Annotated in this window: 21 protein-coding genes; 1 reads left to right on the top strand and 20 read right to left on the bottom strand. The window is 68.7% G+C overall.

Translation table 11 applies throughout. The features are described from left to right. Window positions 1–55: 55 nt before the first annotated feature. From nrdR to ACUYM2_RS07190, 3 genes are all read right to left on the bottom strand, one after another. Entirely contained in the window at window positions 56–547 is a 492-nt protein-coding gene (gene nrdR, locus ACUYM2_RS07200; protein ID WP_138769622.1) for a transcriptional regulator NrdR, read from the bottom strand. Window positions 548–708: 161 nt separating this feature from the next. Then, window positions 709–2,064 (bottom strand): histidinol dehydrogenase, encoded by a 1,356-nt coding sequence (gene hisD, locus ACUYM2_RS07195; RefSeq protein ID WP_481601431.1) that lies wholly within the window; start codon window positions 2,062–2,064, stop codon window positions 709–711. A 144-nt stretch (window positions 2,065–2,208) separates the two neighbouring features. Beyond that, complete coding sequence (locus ACUYM2_RS07190; RefSeq protein ID WP_481599453.1) at window positions 2,209–2,766, bottom strand: hypothetical protein; 558 nt, start codon at window positions 2,764–2,766, stop codon at window positions 2,209–2,211. Window positions 2,767–2,978: 212 nt separating this feature from the next. Here ACUYM2_RS07190 and ACUYM2_RS07185 point away from each other — a divergent pair, with 212 nt between their 5' ends. Next, a complete protein-coding gene (locus ACUYM2_RS07185; RefSeq protein WP_481601430.1) occupies window positions 2,979–3,437 on the top strand; it encodes a flavin reductase family protein in 459 nt (152 codons plus the stop codon). A gap of 39 nt (window positions 3,438–3,476) precedes the next feature. Here ACUYM2_RS07185 and dnaE read toward each other — a convergent pair whose 3' ends face one another. The 17 genes from dnaE to ACUYM2_RS07100 form a co-directional block, all read right to left on the bottom strand. Further along, complete coding sequence (dnaE, locus tag ACUYM2_RS07180) at window positions 3,477–7,040, bottom strand: DNA polymerase III subunit alpha (RefSeq protein ID WP_481599452.1); 3,564 nt, start codon at window positions 7,038–7,040, stop codon at window positions 3,477–3,479. 63 nt (window positions 7,041–7,103) lie between these two features. Further along, on the bottom strand, window positions 7,104–8,060 hold the full coding sequence (locus tag ACUYM2_RS07175; RefSeq protein WP_481599451.1) for an RluA family pseudouridine synthase: 957 nt from the start codon (window positions 8,058–8,060) through the stop codon (window positions 7,104–7,106). Beyond that, entirely contained in the window at window positions 8,053–8,724 is a 672-nt protein-coding gene (gene lspA / locus ACUYM2_RS07170; protein ID WP_481599450.1) for a signal peptidase II, read from the bottom strand. Before lspA ends, ACUYM2_RS07175 begins: the two co-directional genes overlap by 8 nt. 142 nt (window positions 8,725–8,866) lie before the next feature. Further along, a complete protein-coding gene (locus tag ACUYM2_RS07165; protein WP_481599449.1) occupies window positions 8,867–9,544 on the bottom strand; it encodes a DivIVA domain-containing protein in 678 nt (225 codons plus the stop codon). Window positions 9,545–9,694: 150 nt separating this feature from the next. Further along, complete coding sequence (locus ACUYM2_RS07160; RefSeq protein WP_481599448.1) at window positions 9,695–10,003, bottom strand: YggT family protein; 309 nt, start codon at window positions 10,001–10,003, stop codon at window positions 9,695–9,697. A gap of 151 nt (window positions 10,004–10,154) precedes the next feature. Continuing rightward, complete coding sequence (locus tag ACUYM2_RS07155; RefSeq protein ID WP_481599447.1) at window positions 10,155–10,685, bottom strand: cell division protein SepF; 531 nt, start codon at window positions 10,683–10,685, stop codon at window positions 10,155–10,157. A gap of 115 nt (window positions 10,686–10,800) precedes the next feature. Next, window positions 10,801–11,544: a YggS family pyridoxal phosphate-dependent enzyme gene (locus tag ACUYM2_RS07150; RefSeq protein ID WP_481599446.1), complete on the bottom strand. Its 744-nt coding sequence runs from the start codon at window positions 11,542–11,544 to the stop codon at window positions 10,801–10,803. Next, window positions 11,541–12,359 (bottom strand): purine nucleoside phosphorylase YfiH/LACC1 family protein, encoded by an 819-nt coding sequence (locus tag ACUYM2_RS07145; RefSeq protein ID WP_481599445.1) that lies wholly within the window; start codon window positions 12,357–12,359, stop codon window positions 11,541–11,543. The genes ACUYM2_RS07150 and ACUYM2_RS07145 overlap by 4 nt, the downstream gene beginning before the upstream one ends. A 134-nt stretch (window positions 12,360–12,493) precedes the next feature. Further along, complete coding sequence (gene ftsZ, locus ACUYM2_RS07140) at window positions 12,494–13,708, bottom strand: cell division protein FtsZ (protein ID WP_481599444.1); 1,215 nt, start codon at window positions 13,706–13,708, stop codon at window positions 12,494–12,496. Window positions 13,709–13,993: 285 nt separating this feature from the next. Beyond that, window positions 13,994–14,899 carry a cell division protein FtsQ/DivIB gene (locus ACUYM2_RS07135; protein WP_481599443.1) on the bottom strand — a complete coding sequence of 302 codons (906 nt, stop codon included), beginning with the start codon at window positions 14,897–14,899 and terminating at the stop codon, window positions 13,994–13,996. Next, window positions 14,892–16,304, bottom strand: a complete 1,413-nt coding sequence (gene murC, locus ACUYM2_RS07130; RefSeq protein ID WP_481599442.1) for a UDP-N-acetylmuramate--L-alanine ligase — start codon at window positions 16,302–16,304, stop codon at window positions 14,892–14,894. Before murC ends, ACUYM2_RS07135 begins: the two co-directional genes overlap by 8 nt. 70 nt (window positions 16,305–16,374) lie before the next feature. After that, on the bottom strand, window positions 16,375–17,520 hold the full coding sequence (gene murG, locus ACUYM2_RS07125) for an undecaprenyldiphospho-muramoylpentapeptide beta-N-acetylglucosaminyltransferase (RefSeq protein WP_481599441.1): 1,146 nt from the start codon (window positions 17,518–17,520) through the stop codon (window positions 16,375–16,377). Between the two features lie 6 nt (window positions 17,521–17,526). After that, window positions 17,527–19,092, bottom strand: a complete 1,566-nt coding sequence (gene ftsW, locus ACUYM2_RS07120; protein ID WP_481599440.1) for a putative lipid II flippase FtsW — start codon at window positions 19,090–19,092, stop codon at window positions 17,527–17,529. 2 nt (window positions 19,093–19,094) lie between these two features. Beyond that, the gene (gene murD / locus ACUYM2_RS07115) at window positions 19,095–20,681 is read right to left on the bottom strand and encodes a UDP-N-acetylmuramoyl-L-alanine--D-glutamate ligase (RefSeq protein WP_481599439.1); all 1,587 of its coding nucleotides are present in this window, start codon (window positions 20,679–20,681) and stop codon (window positions 19,095–19,097) included. Then, a complete protein-coding gene (gene mraY, locus ACUYM2_RS07110; protein ID WP_481601429.1) occupies window positions 20,678–21,787 on the bottom strand; it encodes a phospho-N-acetylmuramoyl-pentapeptide-transferase in 1,110 nt (369 codons plus the stop codon). The genes murD and mraY overlap by 4 nt, the downstream gene beginning before the upstream one ends. Continuing rightward, window positions 21,784–23,307: a UDP-N-acetylmuramoyl-tripeptide--D-alanyl-D-alanine ligase gene (locus tag ACUYM2_RS07105; RefSeq protein ID WP_481599438.1), complete on the bottom strand. Its 1,524-nt coding sequence runs from the start codon at window positions 23,305–23,307 to the stop codon at window positions 21,784–21,786. The genes mraY and ACUYM2_RS07105 overlap by 4 nt, the downstream gene beginning before the upstream one ends. 6 nt (window positions 23,308–23,313) lie before the next feature. Next, window positions 23,314–24,975 (bottom strand): UDP-N-acetylmuramoyl-L-alanyl-D-glutamate--2,6-diaminopimelate ligase, encoded by a 1,662-nt coding sequence (locus ACUYM2_RS07100; protein ID WP_481599437.1) that lies wholly within the window; start codon window positions 24,973–24,975, stop codon window positions 23,314–23,316. Between the last annotated feature and the right edge of the window lie 102 nt (window positions 24,976–25,077).

Raw genomic sequence — 25,077 nt, 5'->3', positions numbered from 1 at the left:
AGCCGGTGGTGGCCGCGGCTTCCCCTCCGCTGCCACCACCGGAGCTTGGCTGAGCCTAGAGCGGGCTCTTCTGCGAGTTCTTGCCTTCCAGCCCCTTGGACTCCGCCTCGTGGCGAAGCAGGGCGATGGCGGACTCGAAGTCTTCCAGCGATTCGAAGGCCTGGTACACGCTCGCGAAGCGCAGGTAGGCCACCTCGTCAAGGCGCTGCAGGGGGTTGAGGATCGCCAGGCCCACCTCGTGGGCGTCGATTTCGGCCGCGCCAGAGGCCCGGATGGTCTCCTCGACTTCCTGGGCCAGCATGGCCAGGTCGTCTTCCGTGACGGGGCGGCCCTGGCAGGCCTTGCGCACGCCGTTGATGACCTTGCTGCGGCTGAACGGTTCGCCGACGCCGGAGCGCTTGATCACCGTCAGGCTGGTGGTCTCCACGGTGGTGAAGCGGCGCCCGCATTCGGGGCACTGCCGGCGGCGCCGGATGGCGGAACCGTCGTCGGCGATGCGGCTGTCCACCACACGCGAATCAGGGTTACGACAGAACGGGCAATACACGTCGGTTCCTCCCTGCCGCAAGCCTGGTCATCATCACAGCGCCGGAGCGCCGCAATAGTGCTCCCGGAATCAGTTTACGACTAGATGTTGCTGAATAACAAGCCTGTAATTACTACATGTTGTGGTCAGACGCTGTTCCGGCCGGGTGCCCGCCGCGCGGTTTATGCCCCTGGGGCGAACCGTGCCGTGACGGCCTCGCCGTGGGCCGGCAGGTCCTCGGCCCGGGAGAGGCTGACAATGTGCCCGCTGACCTCCTCCAGCGCGCTCCGACTGTAGTTGATCACCTGGATGGCGCGCAGGAAGGTGGTCACGTTCAACCCGGAGGAGAACGCGGCCGTCCCGCTGGTGGGCAGCACGTGGTTGGAGCCCGCGCAATAGTCCCCCAGGCTGACCGGGCTGTAGTCGCCTACGAAGATGGCGCCGGCGTTCCGGATCCGGGCGGCCACGGCGGCGGCGTCCGCGGTCATGATTTCAAGGTGCTCGGCGGCATAGGCGTCGCAGGCGGCGATGCCCTGCTCCAGGCCCTCGACCAGGACGACGCCGGATTGCGGACCGGACAGGGCCTGGCACACGCGGTCGCTGTGCTTGGTCGCGGCCGCCTGGACGCCGAGTTCGCGGCGGACGGCGGCTGCCAACTCCTCGGAGTCGGTGATCAGCACGGACGCGGCCTGCGGATCGTGCTCGGCCTGGCTGATCAGGTCGGCCGCGACCAGACCGGGCCGGGCCGTGGCGTCGGCCAGGATGGCGATCTCGGTGGTTCCGGCCTCGGAGTCGATGCCCACGACGCCCTTGACCAGCCGCTTGGCGGTGGCCACGAAGATGTTTCCGGGCCCGGTGACGACGTCGACCGGATCGAGGCCCCGCGAGCCCCCGGCCTCGCCGGGGATGCCGTAGGCGAACGCGGCAATGGCCTGGGCGCCGCCGATGGCATAAACCTCCTCGATACCCAGCAGGCACGCGGCTGCCAGGATCGTGGGGTGCGGCATGCCGGCAAAGTCCTTCTGCGGCGGCGAGGCCAGGGCGATGGACTGCACGCCGGCGGCCAGCGCCGGGACGACGTTCATGATGACGGACGAGGGATAGACGGCCAGGCCGCCCGGGACGTACAGCCCCACCCGGGCCACCGGGACCCAGTTCTGGCTGACCACGGCGCCTTCGCCGAGTTCGACGTCGGTATTGGCCGGCCGCTGCGCGTCGGCGAAGCGGCGTGCCCGGCGGATGGACTCCTCCAGGGCGGCGCGCACGTCCGGGTCCAGCCCGTCCAGCGCGGCCTTGAGCGCCTCGGCCGGGACCCGGGGGTGGTCCTGGTCGACGCCGTCGAAGGTCAGCGCCAGCTCACGCAACGCCTCGAAGCCGCGCGTCCGGACCGCCGAAATGATGTCCAGGACCTTCTGCTCGGCGTCGGCCACGGTGCCGTGCTGCGCCCGCGGGACGGCTGCGCGGAGCCCGGCGAGGGAAAGCCGCTGTCCGCGCACGTCCACGGTGCGGAAGTTGAGGGTGGCGGGTGCGGGGGCCATGGGCAGGAAGGTGGACGGTACGGGGCTGTCAGCAGTGGGGGTCACGCGTCCATTTTACTCGCCGGCAGGACCGGCCCCGGACGCTGTTGCGCCGCGCCCCGCACGGGGCACCTGGAGCGTCCGGAGCGTCCGGGGCGCGTGGGGTTAGGCGTGCGGCCCGGGTGCCCGGTCCGGCTCGGAGTGGCCGAAGACCGTGGCGAAGAAGATCGCCAGCGCCACGGCGGCCGGCCAGATGGCCAGCATGGCGTAGGCGCGCAGCGAAAAGGCGATGCTGGTGCTGGCCGAGGTGTCCACCGCGGCGCCCCACACGCTGCCCGCGAACACGCCGGTCCCCCACGCCAGCAGGGCAGCCGCGGCACCTGCGGCGACGGCCAGGACCACCGTCGCGGTCCCCAGCCGCGCGGGCCGGTTGCCGGCAATGAGGACGCCGGAAAGGCAGCCGGCCAGCAGGAACAGCCCGGCCAGGACGAGGTCCCGGGGCAGCCAGGTCTCGGGGTTGCTGCCGGCGGCGAGGGCGGGGTCCCGGGTGAGGAGGTTAAGCCCGGTCGGCGCCAGGAGCCACCACAGCAGCCCGACGGGAAGGCCTGCCGCCGCGATCACGGCCAGTCCCCTCCACGGCACCGCGGGCCCGGGCCGCCGGGGGTCGGCGTGCGCTGGGCCGCCGTTATGGTCAACGGGCAGGTGCACCGCGGGTTGTGTCATGCAACAAACCTTAACAAAGGATCGGGCGCCGACGGACATGACGCCGCGCGACACGTGACGCCGGGATGACCAATTGGCGGGGTGCGAATACCGCGGGCCGGGCCTGCGGGAATACGCTGGCTGTAAGCCCCAGGTAAGTACCAGACGCAACAGCAGGGAGATGACCCACCTTGGCCTCAGCCGAAGACGCATTCGAAGGAACGTTCAAGGAGATGTTCCGCCGGCACGCAGCCGGCGTCGCGATCATCACCGCGAACTACAACGGTGTTCCCTACGGTTTCACCGCCACTTCCGTGGCGTCGCTGTCGGCCAAGCCGCCGCGGTTCACCTTCAACATGGCCCGCACCTCCCGGTCGTGGCCGGCCGTGGCCAACACCGGCTACATCGGCGTGCACATGCTGGGGCTGGCTAACCAGGGGCTGGCGGACCGCTTCGCCCGCGGCCAGGACCGCTTCGAGGGTGACCACTGGGAGCTCGGTCCGCACGAGGTCCCAATCCTCAGGGACGTCTCGGGCTGGCTGATCGGCAAGATCCAGATGCGGCTCTCCTTCGAGAACAACGCGGTGGTGGTCGTGGAGGTCATCGACGGCGCCATCGGCGGCGAGGGCGCGCCGCTGCTCTACCACGGCGGCAGTTACGGCCAACCGGTGCCGCTCGACTACGAGATCTAGCCAGCCGACGGCCGGGCCCTGGCCGGCCCGGCACCGGTGCTAGACCTGGCTGTCCAGGCAGGTCGGGCCCAGCAGCACCTTGAGATCCCCGAACAGGGACGGGCTGGGATTGACGCGCAGGTGCACCGGCAGCCCCATGACCTCCACCCGTGAATCTCCGTGCAGGTGCAGCCGCACCTCGGACTTGCCGCGGTGCGTCTTGAGCACTTCGCCGAGTTCGTTGACGACGGCCTCGGTGGCCTTGTGCGTCGGCATGGTGATCACCAGCGGCCCGTCCAGGCCCTCGCTGAGGTCGGGGACTGAGAGTTCCATGCAATTCAGCGCCACGGCACCGTCGTCGCGGCGCTGCAGCCGGCCCTTGACGACCACAATGAGGTCCTCGGCGAGCACTGAGGCAATCGGTCCGTAGACCTGGCCGAAGAACATCACTTCCACCGAGCCGCCAAGGTCCTCGATCTCGGCGCGGGCATAAGCGTTGCCGCTGGCCTTGGCGATCCGCCGGCTGAGCGAGGTGATCATGCCCGCGATGGTGATGATCGCGCCGTCGTGGGGCCCGTCCTCGGCGATGATCGAGGTAATGGACTGGTCCGCGTGCTGGGTCAGCACGCCTTCCAGGCCCTGCAGCGGGTGGTCCGAGACGTACAGCCCCAGCATGTCCCGTTCGAAGGAGAGCTTGTCCTTCTTCTCCCATTCGGGCAGATCGGGGATCTCGATGCTCAGCGAGGACTCCGACTCGGTGTCATCGATGCCGGCGAACAGATCGAACTGTCCGATCGCCTCGTTGCGCTTAAGCGTGATGACCGAGTCGATGGCTTCTTCGTGGATCATGGCCAGGGCGCGGCGGTGGTGGCCCAGCGAGTCGAAGGCGCCGGCCTTGATCAGGGATTCGATGGTGCGCTTGTTGCAGACCACCGCCGGGACCTTCATCAGGTAGTCCTTGAAGGACGTGTAGGCGCCTTCGCGTTCGCGTGCGGCCACCATCGCGTCGACCGCATTCGCGCCGACGTTGCGGATGGCACCCATGCCGAAGCGGATGTCGTTGCCGACCGGGGTGAAGTTGAGCGCTGACTCATTGACGTCCGGCGGCAGCACCGTGATGCCCATGCGGCGACATTCGTTGAGGTAGATCGCCGACTTGTCCTTATCGTCGCCCACGCTGGTCAGCAGCGCGGCCATGTATTCCGGCGCGTAGTGCGCCTTCAGGTAGGCGGTCCAGTAGGAAATCACGCCGTACGCTGCGGAGTGCGCCTTGTTGAAGGCGTAGTCGGAGAAGGGCAGCAGGATGTCCCAGAGGGTCTTGACCGCGGCCATCGAGTAGCCGTTGTCCTGCATGCCTTGGGAGAAGCCGGCGAACTGCTTGTCCAGCTCTGATTTCTTCTTCTTGCCCATGGCGCGGCGCAGGATGTCGGCCTGGCCCAGGGTGTAGCCGGCGAGCTTCTGCGCCACGGCCATCACCTGCTCCTGGTACACGATCAGGCCGTAGGTGCCGCCGAGGATCTCGGCGAGCGGCTCCTCGAGTTCGGGGTGGATCGGGATGACGTCCTGGATCTTGTTCTTGCGCAGCGCGTAGTCTGTGTGCGCGTTGGCGCCCATCGGTCCCGGACGGTAGAGCGCCAGCACGGCGGAGATGTCCTCGAAGTTGTCAGGCTTCATGAGCTTGAGCAGGGACCGCATGGGGCCGCCGTCGAGCTGGAACACACCGAGCGTATCGCCCCGGGCCAGCAGCTCGTAGGAGGCGGCGTCGTCGAGGGCGAGGGATTCGAGGTCCAGGTCGATCCCGCGGTTCATTTTGATGTTTTCCAGGGCGTCGGAAATGATCGTCAGGTTCCGCAGGCCCAGGAAGTCCATCTTGATCAGGCCGAGGCCCTCGGAGGTCGGGTAGTCGAACTGGGTGATGACCTGGCCGTCCTGGAAGCGGCGCATGATCGGGATGACGTCGATGATGGGGTCCGAGGACATGATGACGCCGGCGGCGTGGACGCCCCACTGCCGCTTCAGGCCCTCAATGCCCAGGGCGGTTTCGAAGACTTTCGCGGCTTCCGGGTCGGTACTGATCAGTTGCCGGAAGTCCCCGGCCTCGCCGTAGCGCTTGGCCTCGGGGTTCTGGATGTCCGCCAGCGGGATGTCCTTGGCCATCACGGCCGGCGGCAGGGCCTTGGTCAGCTGCTCGCCCATGCTGAAGGGGTAGCCCAGCACGCGGGAGGAGTCCTTGAGGGCCTGCTTGGTCTTGATGGTGCCGTAGGTGACGATCATGGCGACGCGTTCGTCGCCGTACTTGCGTGTCACGTAGTCGATCACTTCCGAGCGGCGCCGGTCATCGAAGTCGACGTCGAAGTCGGGCATGGAGACGCGGTCCGGGTTCAGGAAGCGCTCGAAGATCAGGCCGTGGTGCAGCGGGTCCAGGTCGGTGATGCGCATGGCGTACGCCACCATGGAGCCTGCACCCGAGCCACGTCCGGGACCCACCCGGATGCCATTGTTCTTGGCCCAGTTGATGAAGTCGGCCACCACCAGGAAGTAGCCCGGGAAGCCCATCGAGGTGATGACTTCCAGCTCGTAATCGGCCTGTTGGCGGACCTTGTCCGGGATCCCCGCGGGGTACCGGTATTGGAGGCCCTTGTCCACTTCCTTGACCAACCAGGATGTTTCGTCCTCCCCCTCCGGGCAGGGGAACCGGGGCATGTAGTTCGCGCCGGTGTTGAAGGACACCTCGCAGCGTTCGGCGATCAGCAGTGTGTTGTCGCAGGCCTCCGGATGGTCGCGGAACAGTTCCCGCATTTCCTGCGGGGACTTCAGGTAGTAGCCGCTGCCGGAGAACGCGAAGCGCGACCCGCCGTTGTCGTAGGTGGGCTCCAGCAGGGTAGAACCGGACTGGATCGCCAGCAGCGCCTCGTGCGCCTTGGCGTCGTGCTCGTGCGTGTAGTGCAGGTCGTTCGTCGCCACCAGCGGGAGGTTCAGTTCCTTGGCCAGGCGCAGCAGGTCGCCGGTAACGCGGCGTTCGATGTCCAGGCCGTGGTCCATGAGTTCGCAGAAGTAGTTCTCGGCGCCGAAGATGTCGCGGAACTCGGCCGCGGCTTCGAGGGCTTCGCGGTACTGCCCGAGCCGCAGCCTCGTCTGGACTTCGCCGGAGGGGCACCCGGTGGTGGCGATGAGCCCTTCCGAGTAGGTGTTCAGCAGCTCGCGGTCCAGGCGGGGCCACTTGCCGAAAACCGAGTCCAGGGAGGCGATCGAGGAGGCGCGGAACAGGTTGCGCATGCCCACGTTGTTGTAGCTGAGCAGGGTCATGTGGGTGTAGGCGCCGCCGCCGGAGATGTCGTCCTTGCGCTGGTTCTCTTCGCCCCAGCGCACCCTGGTCTTGTCGGTGCGCGCGGTGCCCGGCGTGACATAAGCCTCGACGCCGATGATTGGTTTGATGCCCTTGTCCGTGGCCCGCTTCCAAAAGTCGAACGCCCCGAAGAGGTAGCCGTGGTCAGTGGTAGCCAGGGCCGGCATGCCCAGCCGCTCGGTCTCATCGAAGAGTTCCCCGAGGCGCGCCGCACCGTCCAACATGGAGTATTCGGTGTGGTTGTGGAGGTGGACGAACGAGTTGTTGCTGGAAGTCACCGAATCATTCTAGTGCCGGGCACGGACACAGACGTGCCCGGCACGACGGCGGCGGACCTCCGCTTAGGCGTTGCCGGACTCCAGCACCTCGAGGGCGTACTTGAGGTCCTGCGGGTACTCGCTGGTCACGGTCACCCGTTCACCCGTCCGCGGGTGGTCGAAGGACAACTGCCTGGCGTGCAGCCACTGGCGGGTGAGGCCCAGGGTGGCGGCCAGCCGGGGATCGGCCCCGTAGGTCAGGTCGCCGGCGCAGGGGTGGCGCAGCGCGGAGAAATGCACCCGGATCTGGTGGGTGCGGCCGGTTTCCAGGTGCACCTCCACGAGCGAGGCCTTACCGAAGGCTTCGAGCACCTCGTAGTGGGTCACGGAGTCGCGGCCGTCCTCGATCACGGCGAAACGCCAGTCGTGGCCGGGATGCCGGCCGATCGGTGCATCGATGGTACCGGCCAGCGGGTCGGGCAGGCCCTGTACGACGGCGTGGTAGACCTTGTCCACGGTGCGTTCTTTGAAGGCCCGCTTGAGCGCCGTGTAGGCGTTCTCGGTCTTCGCGACCACCATCACGCCGGAGGTGCCGACGTCGAGCCGGTGCACGATCCCGGCGCGTTCGGGTGACCCCGAAGTGGAGATCCGGTAGCCGGCGCCGGCGAGGCCGCCGACGACGGTGGGCCCGACCCAGCCGGGCGAGGGGTGGGCGGCCACCCCGACGGGTTTGTCGACGACGACGAACTCGTCGTCGTCGAGCAGGATCTTCAGACCTTCCACAACTTCCTCCACAACTTCCAGCGGGTCCCGGCGTTCCGGGACGACGACGTCGAGCTCGCCGCCGGCGCTGAGCTTGAGGGACTTCCCCACGGGTTTGCCGTGGCTGCTGACGTTGCCCTCGGCGATCAGAGTCGCAGCCTGCGACCGCGAGATCTCCATCAGTTGCGCCAGGCCCGCGTCCACCCGGGTGCCGGCGAGTTCGGCCGGGACGGTGAAGTGCCGGGGCGCCTGCTCCCCTGCCGGACCGGGCTCAGACATTGTGGCCGTTCCCGGTGTGGTCCCGTTCGGTAGGATCCGGCGCGGCCGCGCCGGCAGCTGCCGTGTCCCGACGCTGGTTCAGGTGGGAGCCGTCGAGGGCGATGCCGCGAAGCGTGAGCAGGCAAATGATCACCACCGAGGACACCACGGCCGAATCGGCAATGTTGAAGATCGCGAAGTTGGGCAACTGGATGAAGTCCACCACGTGGCCCATCGCGAACGAGGGTTCGCGGAACAGCCGGTCGGTCAGGTTGCCCAGCGCGCCGCCGAGCAGCAGTCCGAGCGCCAGCGCCCACCAAAGCGACCCGAGCTTACGCAGCTGGAGCAGGATCGCGATGGATACGGCCGCCATGATGATGGTGAACACCCAGGTGACGTTTTCGCCGATCGAGAAAGCGGCGCCGGAGTTCCGGATGTAGTACCAGTGCAGCAGAGGCGGCAGCACCGGGATGCGTTCACCCTCGGTCATGGTGGCCGTGACCCAGAGTTTGGTCAGCTGGTCGAACACGTAGGCGAACACCGCGAATCCGGCGAACAGGGTCAGCAGCAGGGCGCGCCGCGGTTTGCCCGCCCGCGGCCGCACGGCGGCCGCGGGCTGGGCGGTGTGGGCGGCCTGCACGGCGTCCGCGGGCTGGGCGGCGTCTGGGGTTGGTGCGTCAGTCATAGTGCTTTCGTTCCGGTACCGGTGGTGGCGGGGGCTTACTGGCCGGGCGCGCCCGGGTGACAGCGACGGAGGGGACTTAATGCCAAAAGCCGGCGGCCGAGGAGTCCTCAGCCACCGGCTTTCAGAATACGTGCAAAACGTCCTAGCTGGCTTCGACCTCGGGGGCCGCCACCGAACCACGGGCATCCAGGTCACGCAGCTGGCCTTCGATGTAGGCCTTCAGGCGGGACCGGTAGTCGCGCTCGAAGCCGCGCAGCTGCTCGACCTTGCGTTCCAGCACGGAGCGCTGCTGCTCGAGGGCACCGAGGATCTTGCGGGACTTTTCCTGCGCGTCGTTGACGAGGCTGCTGGCTTCGATCTGCGCCTCGGCGATGATCTTGTCGCGCTGCTGTTCACCGTCGGCGACGTGCTTGTCATGCATCTGCTGCGCCATGGCCAGCAGGCCGGCGGCGGACTCGGCGGAAGCGGTGGGGGCGACGGGTGCCGGGGCGGGTGCCGGAGCGGGAGCCTTTTCGGCTTCCTTCTTCTTGGCAGCTTCGGCGGCTTTGGCCTCGGCTTCTGCCTTGGCGCGGTCTTCCTTCTCGGCCTTGACGGGTGCCGGCACCTTCTCCACGACGGGAGCGCCAGCAGCGGAGCTGGCGGCCGTGCCGGAACCGGCTTCGGCGAGCTTCTTGCGCAGCTCGTCGTTCTCCTGGTTCAGGCGTCGCAGTTCGACGACGATCTCGTCCAGGAAGTCATCAACTTCGTCCTGGTCGTAGCCTTCGCGGAACTTGGTCGGCTGAAAGCGCTTGTTGACAACGTCTTCTGGCGTCAAAGCCATCTGGTCACCTCGTTGGTCTAGTTAGTCAGGAGGCCTTCCGGCCGTCAAAACTACGGTACCTAAATATGGTCTGGTTCCTCTAATTCAACACCGCAGTGTCAAACCGGAGTTTTTATCTTTTGGGCGGCGGAACTGGTCCGGCCGCGCGGGTTATGCGGCGATCGGCTGCGCGTAGGTGAAGTACCTGGCAATGCCCATGGCCACCGAGACGGCAAGGAACAGCACCAGGAACGCGAGGTCCAGCGAGATTCCGCCGAGCCGCAGCGGCGGGAGGACCCGGCCGAGCAGTTTGAGGGGCTTATCTGTGACGGAGTACACAGCATGCGCGGTGACAAGCGCCACGCCGTGGGGACGCCAGCTGCGGGCGAACATCTGCACCCAGTCGAAGATCAGGCGGATGATCAGCGCGACAAAAAAGAGCAGCAGGGCGATATAGACAAGTCCGAAAACAATTCCCATGAGTTAACCCATATCTCCATGATCATTCCGGATACCGCAGTAGCCTGGCAGGTGGTGGCGCATCTAATCCAATACGTCTATTCCAACACGGATTCCCCAGCACGGATGCCAGGCAGGTGTTCCCTGCCTGGCATCCGTGAGGTCTCCTGGATTAGCTCTGGTTGAAGAAGCTGGCCTGCGTCTCGCTGACCTTCTTGTCGTCGCCGATCACTTCGACATACGACGGCGAGAGCAGGAATACCTTGTTGGTCACCCGTTCGATGCTGCCGCGCAGGCCGAACACCAGGCCGGCGGAGAAGTCAACGAGGCGCTTGGCATCCGCTTCGCCCATGTCGGTGACGTTCATGATGACGGGGATGCCGTCACGGAAGCTTTCGCCGATGAGCTTGGCGTCGTTGTAGGACCGCGGGTGGATCGTCGTGATCTGCCGCAGGCCTGTGGTTTCTTCGCGGCTCGAGGCCGCTCGCTTAATGGGTGTCACGGGTGCGCGGTATTCCTCTTCAGCGGCGTAGGGCTCTTCCCTGGGGACTTCGCGGACAGGCGCCGGGCCGCGGCGCTCCTCGCGGTCGTGCTCCATGGATTCGTCCTCATCCTTGTGCGGTGTGTGATGCTCGGACTCGTAGTGTTCGTCGCCGTCAGCGAGCCCAAGATAGATCATTGTCTTGCGCAGAGCGCCAGCCATGGTCGACTCCTAATCGTGTCCGTATGCGGGCCGCTCAGTGACGTGACCGTGTTGGAGTCACTGCTTTGGATTCACTGCATTGGAATCCCCGCCATTACCTTCCAATACGTTGAACCTACCGCAACGCCGGGCGCGGACCGAGAATATCGGAGCCAATTCGAAGGTGTGTCGCCCCGAACCGGATGGCTGCTTCCAGGTCCTGGCTCATTCCGGCGGAAATGCCCGTAGCGTGCGGGTGGTCGGCGCGGAGCCGGGCGGAGATCTCCGCCAGTTTTTGGAACGCCGCCTCCGGAGCCGCACCAAGGGGCGCCACCGCCATCACGCCGGCCAGCCGGAGTCCGGCGGCCGCTGAGAGCTGTGCGGCCAGTTCCGGGACGTCTGCCGGCAGGGCGCCGCCGCGGTGGCCGTCGGCGTCGTCGTCGAGGCTGACCTGGATAAAGCATTCGAGGTCCGCGCGGGCGGCACGCTCCTGCTCCGCGCGTACTGCTTTGGCCAGGGCAGCGATCAGCTGGGGCCGGTCCACGGAGTGCACGGCGTGGGCGTACTTCACGACGGATTTGGCTTTGTTGCTTTGCAGCTGGCCGATGAAGTGCCAGCGCAGCTGCAGCCCCTGCAGCCCGGCAGCTTTTTCGGCCGCTTCCTGGTCCCGGTTTTCGCCGACATCGGTGACGCCGAGCGCAGCCAGCCGCGCGATGTCCTCGGCCGGGTGGAATTTAGTGACCACGATCAGCTCCGGCGTGGATGCGCGCCCGGCGGCGGACACGGCCTGGTCGATCCGGTGCCGGACCGCGGCCAGTCGTTCGCCGAGCTGGGCGGCCCTGGGGTCCGGCGACGCACCGGCCGCTGCGGGCACCGTCATTTGGCTGCCCCGGCGGCGGCCGGCGACGCTGCAGGGGTCAACGTCGCGTCGCATGCGGGGCCGGCGGTCCAGACCAGGCCCGCAAACCGGCCGGTACGGTTGTCGCGCCGGTATGAGTACAGCTCCATGTCCTCCCGGGTGCAACCGCCGGAGTACTCGACGGGGACACCCTCGGCCTCAAGCTGGCTGCGGACGCCGGCCGGCAGGTCCAGCCCGGGCGTTCCCTGGGCCGTGGTGCACCAGGCCGCCGGAACAGACTCCGCCACCTCCGCACGCATGCTGTCCGGGACCTCGTAGCACTTCCCGCAGATGGACGGGCCGATCCACGCGCTGATCCCGGTGGCTCCGTGTGCACGCAGCTGCGCCACTGCGGCGGGAACCACCCCGGCGGCCAGGCCCGGCCGGCCGGCGTGGACGACGCCGAATACCGGCGTCTCGGTACCGTCCGCGGCGCGCTCCCCCACCAGTACGATCGGCACGCAGTCCGCCACCATGACCGCCAGCGCCCCGCCGGCAGACACCATGGCATCGGCGGTGGGAGCATCGGCGGTGGGCGCGTCAGTGGGCCGCTCGTCCGGGTCCCCCGCCGATGCGGCGGCCGGGGCGCCGTCGCCAACGACTGCTACGTCCTTGCCGTGCACCTGGTTCATGAACTGGAAGCTCCGGGGGCTGAGCCCGGCGGCTTGTTCGAGCAGTTCCCGGCGGCGGCGCACCGCGGCCGGATCGTCGCCGACATGGAGCGCCAGATTGCCCGCCGCTACGTTGGTGAACGCCACCCAAATGCCGGGCCGCACCTCAGCTCGCCAGGAAAACACTCAGCACACCGCCACTTCGGGAAACGCAACCATTGAAAAACCCATAACAACTACCGTAGGCCCCGCCAAAGCACCATGGCACCGCCGTCAAGGCAGTGCCATGGTGCTTAGTGCTGGTTTGTGACAGCGACGGCCTACTTCAAGAAGTCCGGCACGTCGAGGTCGTCGGTGTGGCGGCCGGACAGGTCCGGCTCGACGACGGAGGGCAGATCCACATCAAAACCCGAGTCCGCCGGCACGGCGGACGGGCGCTGCTGGCCCCAGTTGCTGAGCCCGGATGCGCCGACCCCGGCGTGCAGCGGCTGGACCGGCGCCGAGGCGGGAGCCTGGGCCGGAGCCGGCGCGGGTGCGGCAGGACGGGCCGGGACCGGCTGGGACTGGTCCATCGAGGGCGAGGTGGCCTTGACGTCGTCGAATCCGGCGGCGATCACGGTCACGCGGGCCTCGTCACCGAGGGCGTCGTCAATCACGGCGCCGAAGATGATGTTGGCCTCGGGGTGGGCCACTTCCTGCACCAGGCGGGCGGCCTCGTTGATTTCGAAGAGCCCGAGGTCCGAGCCGCCCTGGATGGAGAGCAGGACGCCATGGGCGCCGTCGATGGAAGCTTCCAGCAGCGGCGAGGCGATGGCCAGTTCCGCAGCCTTGACGGCGCGGTCTTCACCGCGGGCCGAGCCGATACCCATCAGCGCCGAGCCGGCGCCCTGCATCACGGACTTGACGTCCGCGAAGTCGAGGTTGATCAGGCCCGGGGTGGTGATCAGGTCGGTGATGCCCTGGACGCCGGACAGCAGGACCTGGTCGGCCGAGCGGAAGGCGTCCAGTACGGAGACGTTGCGGTCGCTGATGGACAGCAGCCGGTCGTTCGGGATGACGATGAGGGTGTCGACCTCGTCGCGCAGGGCGTCGATGCCGGCTTCGGCGGAGCCGGCGCGGCGGCGCCCCTCGAAGGTGAAGGGGCGGGTGACGACGCCGATGGTCAGCGCACCCAGCGAGCGGGCGATGCGTGCCACGACGGGCGCGCCGCCGGTGCCGGTGCCGCCGCCTTCGCCGGCGGTGACGAAGACCATGTCAGCGCCACGGATGACCTCTTCGATCTCGTCTGCGTGGTCCTCCGCCGCCTGCCGGCCGACCTCAGGATTCGCACCGGCTCCCAGGCCGCGGGTCAGCTCCCGTCCGACGTCGAGCTTGACGTCTGCGTCGGACATCAACAGCGCCTGGGCGTCCGTGTTGATGGCGATGAATTCGACGCCGCGAAGACCCACCTCGATCATGCGGTTGACTGCGTTCACGCCACCGCCGCCGATGCCGACGACCTTGATGACGGCCAAGTAATTCTGCGGAGCTGCCACGTTACGTGTCCCTTGTTCGTGTTCTATTGCGAAAACTGATGGAGTCGAGCTTGAGGCTTTGAACCTTAACCTTCCAGTTGAAGGTTATAGTTATGTCAAGTAACTCATGTCTGTGACGCTATTTCCTATGCAGAGGACATTCAATAACCGGCTCCGCGTGTCGCGGGAATACCGGGGAAATGCCGCCTGTTTCGACTTTTTTGCTGCTGATCGGCACCGCCGCGTCCCCGCGGAGGCACCATCTTGACTATCGCCCGTGCCCTGCCCGGGGTAAGTGATGGGGAGCTACCGGGTAACCGGGTGGCGCGGCACGCTGACGTCGTAGACCGCCACCGGATTCTTCGGATCCGCGGGTGCTTTCAGCAGGGCCGAGAGCACCCTGGCCTTGAGCTCCTTGTCCCCGGCGTTGCCCCAGACAATCGTCCGGCCGTCCACGAGCTTGAGTTCGACCGCGTCCGCCGATTTGGCCGAGGCATCGGAAAGCCGGGCCAGGACATCGGGCGGGAGCGCTCCGAGCACCGCGGTGACGGCGTGGAACAGGTCCTTGGGCAGCGCGCCCCGGCCGCCGTCGATCACTGGAAGTTTGATCGACGCGGGGTCCTTGGTGGTGCTGAGCTGGACGCCGTCGACGTCTACCAGCTGGTAGACCGTTCCCTGCTTGACCAGCGCCACCGGCACCCGCTCGGTGATCCGCACCTGCAGCGTTGAGGGCGGCCTGGCCTGCGTGGTGACCGCCTTGACCTGCACCAGCGGCCGCAACAGCCGGTCCACCTCGTCGTCGCTGATCTGCGGCAGGGGCTTGCCTTGCAGCGGCGCCAGGGCCGTCTTGACCTGGTCCGCGGTGAGCATCCGGGTGCCCTGCACGGTGACAGTGTGGACCGCGAGCCACGGCGAGTAGATGGCCGCCGCCACGATCGCTGCGGTCAGCGCAGCGATCACCGCGACCGTGCTGAGGATGATCCGGCGCCGCCGCTTCGCCTTCGGTTCGGGGAATGCGAGGACGTTGCCGCGCTGCGGGTCTGTTGGGCCAGCCGCGGCCTGGTCGGCGGCCGAGGGTGCCGGGGCCGACGGGTTGGGAGCCAACGGATCTGCCTTGGACGCCGAGATGACGTCATCCTGCCCGGCTGCCTGCTGCCCGGAGGAGGATCCGCCCGGGCCGGAGGGATAGGTGGGTCGGCGCGTGCTAGACATCCGGCATCCCGAGGGCCAACGCTTCGACGATGCGCGGGCCGTAGGCGGTCACGTCGCCCGCGCCGGCCGTGAGCACGATGTCCCCCGGCGAGGCGGCCTCGAGCACGGCGCGGACGGCCTCCTCGCCGGGGCCGACCAGCCGTCCGCCGGAGCCCAAATGGTCGGCGATGAGCTGGCTGGTAACGCCGGGAAGGGGGTCCTCGCGGGCCGGGTAGATGTCGAGCAGCAGGGCTGTGTCCGCAGCGTTCAGGGCGTCAGCGAACTCGTGCGCGAATTCCCGGGTCCGGGAAAACAGGTGCGGCTGGAAGAGCACGTGGACCCGGTGGTCGCCGGCCACCGAGCGGGCCGCGGCGAGGGCCGCCCGCACCTCGGTGGGGTGGTGGGCGTAATCGTCGTAGACGCGCACGCCGCGTCCGGCACCCTTGAATTCGAAGCGGCGCGAGGCGCCGGAGAAGTTGGCCAGCGCGCCGGCGGCAGTTTCAGGGGCGACGCCGAGCTCCAGCGCCACCGCGAACGCCGCGGCGGCATTCAGTGCGTTGTGCCGGCCAGGGACCTGGAGTTCGACGGCGAACTTCCCCGCCGCGGTGGAGATCCAGACGTCGCCCGGGCCGCCGTCGTGCAGCGCCACGTCCGCGTCCGCCGCCGTGCCGTACAGGACCACCCGGGTGTTGCCCCGTTGCCGGGTGCGCAGGGCAAGCGCGCGGGCGCCGTCGTCGTCCGCGCAGGCGACCAACAAGCCGTCCGCGGGGAGGAGTTCGGTGAAGCGGTCGAAGGAGGCGTAGACGGCCTCGGCCGTGCCGTAGAAGTCCAGGTGGTCCGGCTCGACGTTGGTCACGACCGCGATCTGCGGGCGGTAGTTCAGGAAGGAGCCGTCTGATTCGTCGGCCTCCGCAATGAAGACCGGGGATGTTCCGGAGGCCGCGTTGACGCCCAGGGCCGGGACGTTGGCGCCGATCGCGAACGACGGGTCCAGGCCGGCGCCCTGCAGGAGCACCGTGATCATTGATGTCGTGGTGGACTTGCCGTGCGTGCCGGCGACCGTGACGGCCGTGTCCTGCGCCATGGTGGCGGCGAGGGCTTCGGAGCGGTGCAGCACCGGCAGCCCGGCGGAGCGCGCCGCGGCAAGCTCGGGGTTGTCCGGGCGGATGGCTGAGCCGGCGACGACGGTCTGGGCGTCGGCCAGGTTGGCCGCGTCGTAGCCCACTGCGATCCGTGCGCCGGCCGCGGCGAGCTCGGCCATGACCGGGAGGTCCTTGGCGTCGGAGCCGCTCACCGACATACCGCGGGCCACCATGATGCGGGCCACTGCGGACATTCCCACCCCGCCGATGCCGATGAAGTGCACGCGGCCCAGGGAGTCCTGGGTTCGGGCCGCCGCCGTGGTGCCGTTGTGGGCCTGGGTCATTGCTTTACCGCTTCCTGCCTGATGTTCAGTGTCGCTGCTGGGTCCTTGCCCTGGGGCTGCGCCTCCCTGGTCATGGCTGCTCGGTCGTTGAGGGCCCGGGTGTGCGGCCGGTCGTGGTGTGCGCGGCTTCGAGGACCAGTGCGGCCATCCGCCGGTCCGCGTCCCGGATGCCGAGCTGTTCGGCGGCAGCGGCCATCGCATCAAGCCGGGCGCTGTCGCGCAGCAGCGCGATGATGTGGCCGCTGACCCAGGCGGCGTCGAACGCGCTGTCCTCGACCAGGAGAGCCGCGCCGGCGTTGACCAGGCCGGCCGCGTTGAGCGCCTGTTCACCGTTGCCGATCGGGAGCGGGACAAAGACGGCGGGTAGGCCGACGGCGGCGACTTCGCAGACGGTCGCGGCGCCGGAGCGGGCCAGGAGCAGGTCGGCGGCGGCGTAAACCAGCTCCATTCCGTCCACGTACTCGACCTGCCGGTAGCCCGGCGCTGCCAGTGGCTTGCCTTGGGCGTCGTGGACGGTCTTGCCGCGCCCGGTGATGTGCAGGGTCTGGATCCCGGCTGCGGCCAGGGCGGCGACCGAGGCGGCGATGGCGCGGTTGATGCTCTGCGCACCGGACGAGCCGCCGGTGACGATCAGGGTGGGCTTGTCCTGGTCGAGGCCGAGCGCGGTGCGCGCGGCCGCCCGGGCAGCGGCCCGGTCCAGGCCCGAGATTTCGCGGCGCATTGGCATGCCGACGTGCCGTGCCCCGCGCAGCTTGGTCTCAGCGAACGCCACGGCCACGTGACGGCTCAGCCGGGCGCCGACGCGGTTGGCGAGCCCGGGCCGGGTGTTGGCCTCGTGCACCACGATCGGGATCCTGCGGCGCCACGCGGCAAGGTAGAGCGGGGTGCAGACGTAGCCGCCGACGCCGACGAGCACATCAGCCCGGGCGTCGTCGAGGATGGAGCCGGCCTGCCGGACGGCGGCGGCGAGCTTGCCCGGGAGCCGCAGCAGCTCCATCGAGGGCTTACGCGGAAACGGCACCCGGCTGACCGTGGCCAGTTCCAGCCCGGCGGCGGGCACCAGCCGGGCCTCCATGCCGCCCGGGGTCCCAACGGCGAGCAGCCGCGCGCCGGGGCTGACCTCACGCAGGGCGTTGGCGATGGCGAGGAGCGGGCTGATGTGCCCGGCGGTGCCGCCGCCGGCAAGGACGACGGACAGGGGGGACTCGGTCTTCATGGCGGGCTAGGTACGCTTTCGTGCGGGGTTCTTGGGGGCGGGTGTCCGGGTGCCGGGCCGCCGGACGGCAGTGCTGCCGGCGGGGGGCCGGGCCGCAGGGGCCCGGTCGTTGGGTGCCTGGGCTGTGGGCGCGTGGGCGGTGGGCGCGTGGGCTGTGGGCGCCTGGGCCTTCGGGGATTGGGGGCGGGTACCGGCCGGCCGCTTGGCGTCCCGCCGCGCGGCCGCCTGCTTGCGGAGTACCTTGGCGAAGCCGGCGGGCCCGAACCTGAACATCCCCTTCGGCTGCATGTCCGGTTCCATTTGGGCCCGGGCCAAGGACAACACTACTCCGATGGCACACAGCGACATGAGCAGGGCCGAGCCGCCGTAGGAAATGAAGGGCAGCGGGATGCCGACCACGGGGAGCAGTCCGGTGACCACCGCCATGTTGACGGAGGCCTGGCCGAGCAGCCACACCATGATCGCCCCGGCGAGGACCCGGTGGAACAGGCCCTGCTGCGCCACCACAACGCGGTAGATGGCCGTGCCCAGGATCGCGAACAGGACCAGGACGACGATGGTGCCGATCAGGCCGAGCTCCTCGCCGATGATGGCGAAGATGAAGTCGTTGTGGGCTTCCGGGATCCAGCTGTATTTCTGCCGGCTCTGGCCCAGTCCCACGCCGAACCAGCCGCCGGACGCCAGGGCGTAGAGGCCGTTGGTGGACTGGTAGTTGACGTCCGAGCCGTCCGCGCAGGTCTGGCCGGTCCAGGACAGGATGCGGCAGACCCGGTTGGGGCTGGTGATGGCGAGCACCGCGGTGCCGACGGCCAGGACCACCCCGGCGATGCCGAACAGGTAGAGCCGAACCCCGGCGAAGTAAAGCGCGGCGGCCGTGATCAGCATAACGATCATCGCCGTACCAAGGTCGTTACCCATCAGGATCAGGCCGATCACCCCGGCCGCTCCCGGGATCACGACCGGGATCAGGGCGTGTTTGGCTTGGTGCAGGAGCTTGGCCTTGGCGTTCAACACCGTCGCCATCCAGAGGGCAAGTGCCAGCTTGGCCGCCTCGGAAGGCTGGAAGGTAAAGGGTCCGACGTCGATCCAGTTCTGGTTGCCGAGCGCGCTGCGGCCCACCAGGAGCACCAGGACCAGCAGGACAAAGGCAACCAGGATCGCAGCCCAGGCGCCGCGCTTAAGCCAGACGACGTTGACACGGGAGAGCACGAACATGCAGAACAGGCCGATGCCGGCGAAGAGGCTCTGCTTGCCGGCCGCAGTGTAGGCCGACTCCCCCGCGGCGATCGCCTCCACGCTTGAGGCGGACAGCACCATCAGGATCCCGATCGCTGTCAACGCGAGGGTCGAACCCAGGATCAGGTAATAGGTGGAGCCGTTCCGCGACCTGCCGGTCCCCTCCAGCGCGGACCAGAACCCGCGGTACCATCCGCGGACCTTGGCTACTGGCCCCGCATCGGCTGGCGTGCCGTCTGCCGTGCTGCCTACTTTGCTGCCGGGTTTTCGTGCTGGCTTTCCACCTGCGGCGGGGGTCGTCCGTGCCGCGGCGGGACGGGTGGGCGTGCTGACCATTGCTACTCCTCGGTGGTCTGAGCCTGCCCTTCCACGAGCTCGCGGACAGCTTCGATGAAGGCGTCGCCACGGTGAGCATAGGAAGAGAACTGATCCATGGATGCAGCTGCCGGGGCCAGCAGCACAGTGTCCCCCGGGGCGGCCAGCTGCGCCGCCGATGCTACGGCCCGTGCCATCACAGTCTCACCGAAGATCGGTGAGGGGCCTGCGTGGGCGGAGGCCGTTTCGGCAGTCTGCACGTCTTCAGTTTCGCCCTTGGCCGGGCCGATCACGGGGACATCCGGCGCGTGTCGCTGGAGCGAGGCCAGCAGGTCCGACGAGTCCGCGCCGATCAGCACCACGGCCTTGAGCCGGGCGGCGTTGTCCCGGACCAGTGAGTCGTAATTCACACCCTTGGACAGCCCTCCGGCGATCCAGACCACGTGCTGGAACGCCGACAGCGAGGCCGCGGCGGCGTGCGGGTTGGTGGCCTTGGAGTCGTTGATCCAGAGCACACCCTCGTGCCGGGCGACCGGCTGGATGCGGTGGTCTCCGGGCAGGTAGTTCTGCAGCCCCTGGCGGACGGCGGACGGTTCCACGCCGTAGGCCCGCACCAGGGCGGCCGCGGCCAGGGCGTTGGCGACCATGTGCCGGGGCGCTACCGGACCCAGGTCGGACATCGCGGCCAGTTCGGCGGCCCTGTCCTTGCGCTCGGGGATGAACGCCCGGTCCACCAGCAGGCCCTCGACGACGCCCAGCATGCTGATCGCCGGGGTGACCGTGGTGAAGCCCACCGCGCGGCAGCCCTCCACCACGTCGGCGTCTTCGACCATCCGCTCGGTTTCGATCTGCTCGGCGTTGTAAATGCACGCCTTCTGCGTACGCTCGTAGACCTTGGCCTTGTCCGCCAGGTAGGAGTCGTAGGAGCCGTGCCAGTCCACGTGGTCTTCGGCGACGTTGAGGCACACGCTGGCGACCGGTGACACGGAGTGGCTCCAGTGCAGCTGGAAGCTGGAAAGTTCGACGGCGAAGACGTCGTAGTCCACCGGGTCGCGGAGGGCGTCCAGGATCGGGGTGCCGACGTTGCCGACCGCGATCGCCTTGAGGCCCGCGGCCTGAAGCATCGATTCGGTGAGGCCGACGGTGGTGGTCTTGCCGTTGGTTCCGGTGATCGTGAGCCAGTCCGCGGTCTTGCGGCCCTTGCGTTCGCGCACCCGCCAGGCGAGTTCGACGTCGCCCCAGACCGGGATGTGCGCCCGGGCGGCAGCGGCGAGGAGGGCCTGATCGGGCCGCCAGCCGGGTGAGGTGACGATCAGGTCGGGCTTTTCGCCGTCGACCCTGGGCACCGTGATCACGGCGTCCTCGCCGAGGAGCACCTCGGCGGCGCCGACAATCCGGAGGGTGTCCGCCTGGGCGCGCGCCTTGGCGCTGTCCGCGGCGTCCACCACAACTACACAGGCGCCCAGCTCGATCAGGGTGTCGGCGGCCGCGAAGCCGGAGATGCCGATGCCGGTGACGACCACGCGGAGCCCCGCCCAGTCCGAGTCCCAGCTGGTGAGGTGCTCCAGCCGCGGGGAGCTGGACAGCGGTTCGGGAATGGTGCCGCTCACAGCAGCACCACCCACTCGGCGTAGAAGATGCCCAGGCCGGCGGCGACGAAGAGCCCGCAGAGGATCCAGAACCGGACCACGACAGTGACTTCCGCCCAGCCCTTGAGCTCGAAGTGGTGCTGCAAAGGGGCCATCTTGAAGAAGCGCTTTCCCTTGGTGATCTTGAAGTAGCCGACCTGGATGATCACCGAGAGGGTGATCAGCACGAAGAGGCCGCCGATGAAGGCGAGCAGCAGTTCGGTCCGGGACAGGATCGCGAAGCCGGCGACGGCGCCGCCGATGGCCAGTGACCCGGTGTCGCCCATGAAGATCTTCGCCGGGGACGTGTTCCACCAGAGGAAGCCGACCAGCGCGGCGCTGAGGATGGCCGCAAGGAGCGCGAGGTCGAGGGGATCGCGGACGGTGTAGCAGCCGCTGCCGGCCTGGCGCGGCGAGCCGCAGGCCTGGTTGCTCTGCCAGATCCCGATGATCGTGTAGGCGCCGAACACCATCACGGACGCGCCGGCGGCCAGGCCGTCAAGGCCGTCCGTGAGGTTCACCCCGTTGGTCGCGGCGGTAACGATCAGGTTGGACCAGAGCACGAACAGGATGGCGCCCAGCACGGTGCCGCCGAACGCGAGGTTCAGCCACGGGATGTCGCGGACCAGGGAGATCTGGTAGGACGCCGGCGTGACGTTGTTCTCGTCCGGGAAGTTCAGCGCGAGGACGGCGAAGATGATGCCGACCGCGGCCTGCAGGATCAGTTTGGCCTTGGCGTTGAGGCCCAGGCTGCGCTGGGCGGAAATCTTGATGAAGTCGTCCAGGAAGCCGACAAGGCCCATGCCGACCATCAGGAAGAGCAGCAGCAGCGCGGAGGCGGACGGGCCCGGCGAACGGGGGTTCATCATCCACATCACGAGGTGCGTGATGCCGTAGCTGACCAGTACCGCGACCACGACCACGGTGCCGCCCATGGTGGGCGTGCCGCGCTTGGTGTGGTGCGACGTGGGTCCGTCGTCCCGGATGAACTGTCCGTAGCTCTTGCGGACCAGGAAGCGGATAAAGAGCGGGGTGCCCAGGAAGGAGAGCAGCAGGGCCAGGCCGGAGCCCATCAGCAGTGCGATCACGGCAGCGTGCTCCATTCAGCGGCGGTCCCCGCGGTGGATTCAGCAGGGTTCCCGGCGGGATCCCCGGCAGCCGCGTCCGGCGCCAGTGGGGGTAATGCTATCCGATCCCCCAAATGGCGCAGGCCGATGCTGTTGGAGGACTTGAAGAGGACAAGGTCGCCGGGCTCGAGTTCGGAGCGCAGGATCTCGTAGGCCTCGTCCGCGGTTTCGGCGAAAAGGCATTCGTCGCCCCAGGATCCCTCGTTGACCGCGGAGACGTAGAGGGCGCGGGCCTGGCGCCCGATCACCAGCAGCCGGGAGATGTTGAGCCGGACCACCTGGGTTCCCACGGCGGTGTGCTCGCGGATGGAATCCTCGCCAAGTTCCAGCATGGCGCCGAGCACGGCCCAAGTCCGGCGGCCGCGGCCCAGGTCCGCGAGCGTCCGCAGGGCGGCGCGCATGGACTCCGGGTTTGCGTTGTAAGCGTCGTTGATGATGGTCACGCCGTCGGGCCGCTCGGTGCGTTCCATCCGCCAGCGGCTCGCCGCTGCCTGGGCGCTCAGCGACGCGGCGATCTGCGCGCCGGGAATTCCGGCGGCGTGTGCCGCGCCCGCCGCGGCCAGCAGGTTGCCCACGTGGTGGGCCCCGATCAGCTTCGCTGCGACGTGGTGGCCGGCGCCGTCGCCGGCAAGCACGAGGTCGAATTCCGGGTTGCCTGCGGCGTTTAACTCGACGTCCGTGGCCTGGATGGCGGCGTCCTGTCCGGCCCGCGCGGGCTGCGCGGAGAAGCCGAGGACGGTTGCGGACGTGCGGACGGCCATGGCGGCCACCCGGGCGTCATCCAGGTTCAGCACGGCCGTGCCGTCGGCGGGCAGGGCTTCGACCAGTTCGCCCTTGGCCAGGGCGATGTTCTCGACTCCGCCGAACTCGCCGGCGTGCGCGGTGCCGACGCAGAGCACAACGCCGATCTCCGGGCGGACCATGTCCGCGAGGTAGCGGATGTGGCCGATGCCGGTGGCGCCCATCTCGATCACGAGGTAGCGGGTCTCGAACCCGGCCTTGAAGACGGTCAGCGGGACGCCGACTTCGCCGTTGTAGGAACCCTGCGGCGCGACCGTTTCGCCGTCTTCGGCGAGGATTCCGGCCAGCAGGTCCTTGGTGGTGGTCTTGCCCGCGGACCCGGTGATGCCGATCACGGTGAACGCCGCTCCCCCGGCTGCGCGGCGGGCGCGGATCCGGCGGACGGCCTCGGCGGCAAGGGCGCCCATGGCCAGCACGGAGTCCTCGACGACGACGGCCGGGTAGTTGCGCCCGTCGGCGGCGGCGACATCCCGCTGCACGAGGGCCAGCACGGCTCCGCGGTCGAACGCGGCGGCCACGAAATCGTGCCCGTCGGCGGCTTCGCCCGGCTTGGCCACATAGAGGGAACCCGCCGTGGCTTCGCGGGAGTCGGTCACCACGGAGCCGGGCGTGATCCCCGGTTCGGCGGCCAGCCGGCCGTTGGTTATTTCGGCGATTTCCGCCGCGGTAAATGCAATCATCTCGGTTTAGGACTCTATCCGCTGGTCATCGAGAACGGTGAATCCTCGTGCTGTCAAGGAGGAACGCAGCTCCACCCGGTCATCGAGCGCCAGGTTGACGCCCTTCACCTCCTGCCAGACCTCGTGGCCGCGGCCGGCAACCAGGATGGTGTCCTCCGGTCCGGCCAGTTCCACCGCCTTGCGGATGGCTGCGTCGCGGGGGAAAACCTCCAGGACGGTGCAGTCAAGGTGTTCGCTGGCCTTGGCCTCGAGGGCTCCAGCCAGCACGTCGGCGCGGATCGCCGCCGCGTCCTCATCGTGCGGGTCATCGTCGCTGACAATCACCACGTCCGCGAGCCGGGCCGCGATGGCCCCCATCGCGGGGCGCTTGCCCTGGTCGCGCTGGCCGGTGGCGCCAAAGACGATAATCACTTTCGAGCCCGGCTGCGCGGGGCGGACGGCCTCAAGCGCACGGGCGAGGGCGTCCGGGTTGTGGGCGAAATCGACCACGGCGGCCGGAGCCGTGGCCACGAGCTGCATGCGGCCGGGGACGGCCACGGTGAAGGGGTCCGCACTGTCAAGGGCGGCCTGCACCTCGGCCGGAGCGGCGCCGCCGGCCAGGACCATGGCGGTGGCCAGGGCGGCGTTGGCCACGTTGAAGCTTCCGGGCAGGCCGGTGTGCACGCGCAGTTCGGTGCCGCCCCGGTGCCGCAGGCCGAACTCGGTGCCGAGTCCGCGCTGCCGCGGATGGACCACAGTCCAGTCAGCGGCCAGGTCCGCAGCGTCGCCGGAGGCCGCGGCCGTGTTCGTGGCGAGGGTTGTGACGGGGATACCGGCGCCGTCGGCGAGCTTCCGGCCCCACTCGTCGTCGACCGTCACGACGGCGGCGCGGGCGCGCTGCGCCGTGAAGAGCCGGGCCTTGGTCTCGAAGTACTCGTCCATGGTCCCGTGCAGGTCCAGATGGTCCTGCGTCAGGTTGGTGAAGCCGGCCACGTCGAACACTACGCCGTCGACCCGGTGGAAGGAGATGGCGTGCGAGGACACCTCCATCGACGCGGTATCCAGGCCGCGTTCGCGCATGAGCGCCAGCAGGGCGTGCACGTCCGTCGATTCAGGGGTGGTGAGCAGGCTCGGGATTGCTTCGGCGCCGGCGAGGATCTCGATGGTTCCGATCAGCCCGGTCTTCTGGCCCAGCGCCTGCAGCAGGGAGTTGATGAAGTAGGTAGTCGTGGTCTTGCCGTTGGTCCCGGTGACGCCGAAGAGGGCCGGCGACGCCCCGTCCTCCGGCCGGTTCCGGTAGATCAGTGCGGAGAGCCGCCCCACGAGGCTGCGCGGCTCCGCGGCCAGCAGCACGGGCACCGGGATGTCGCTGGAGAGCGCCAGCAGGCGCGCCCCGGCGTCGTCGGTCAGGACGGCGACGGCGCCGGCGTCCACCGCCTGGGAGACGAAATCCGCGCCGTGCCGGGTGGCGCCGGGGAGCGCTACGTACAGGTCCCCCGGCAGGACCGCCCGGGAGTTCAGCGAGATCCCGGTCACCGGGACGGCGGCGGAGGCGCCGGGAACGACGACGCCGATCCACTCGCCGATGGTTTCGAGCGGCACCGCGGCGACCGCCGTGGGCCGGAACGCCGAGGTGGAGTCCTGGCCGGACGGTGCGGCTGCCGCGTCCTGGGCATTGAGCTCTGACAAGGGGATCTCCGTTGCGGTGCTGGGGCATCGGGCGCCGCGCACGGGAAAGGACCCCGCACGCAGGCCGTGCTGCGTGGAACTGGTTGGTGCTGCTGACTCGTG

The organism is Arthrobacter sp. SD1074B (assembly GCF_056780195.1).
Note: the sequence above shows the minus strand (reverse complement) of the source record. Positions and strands in the feature narration are given on the sequence as shown.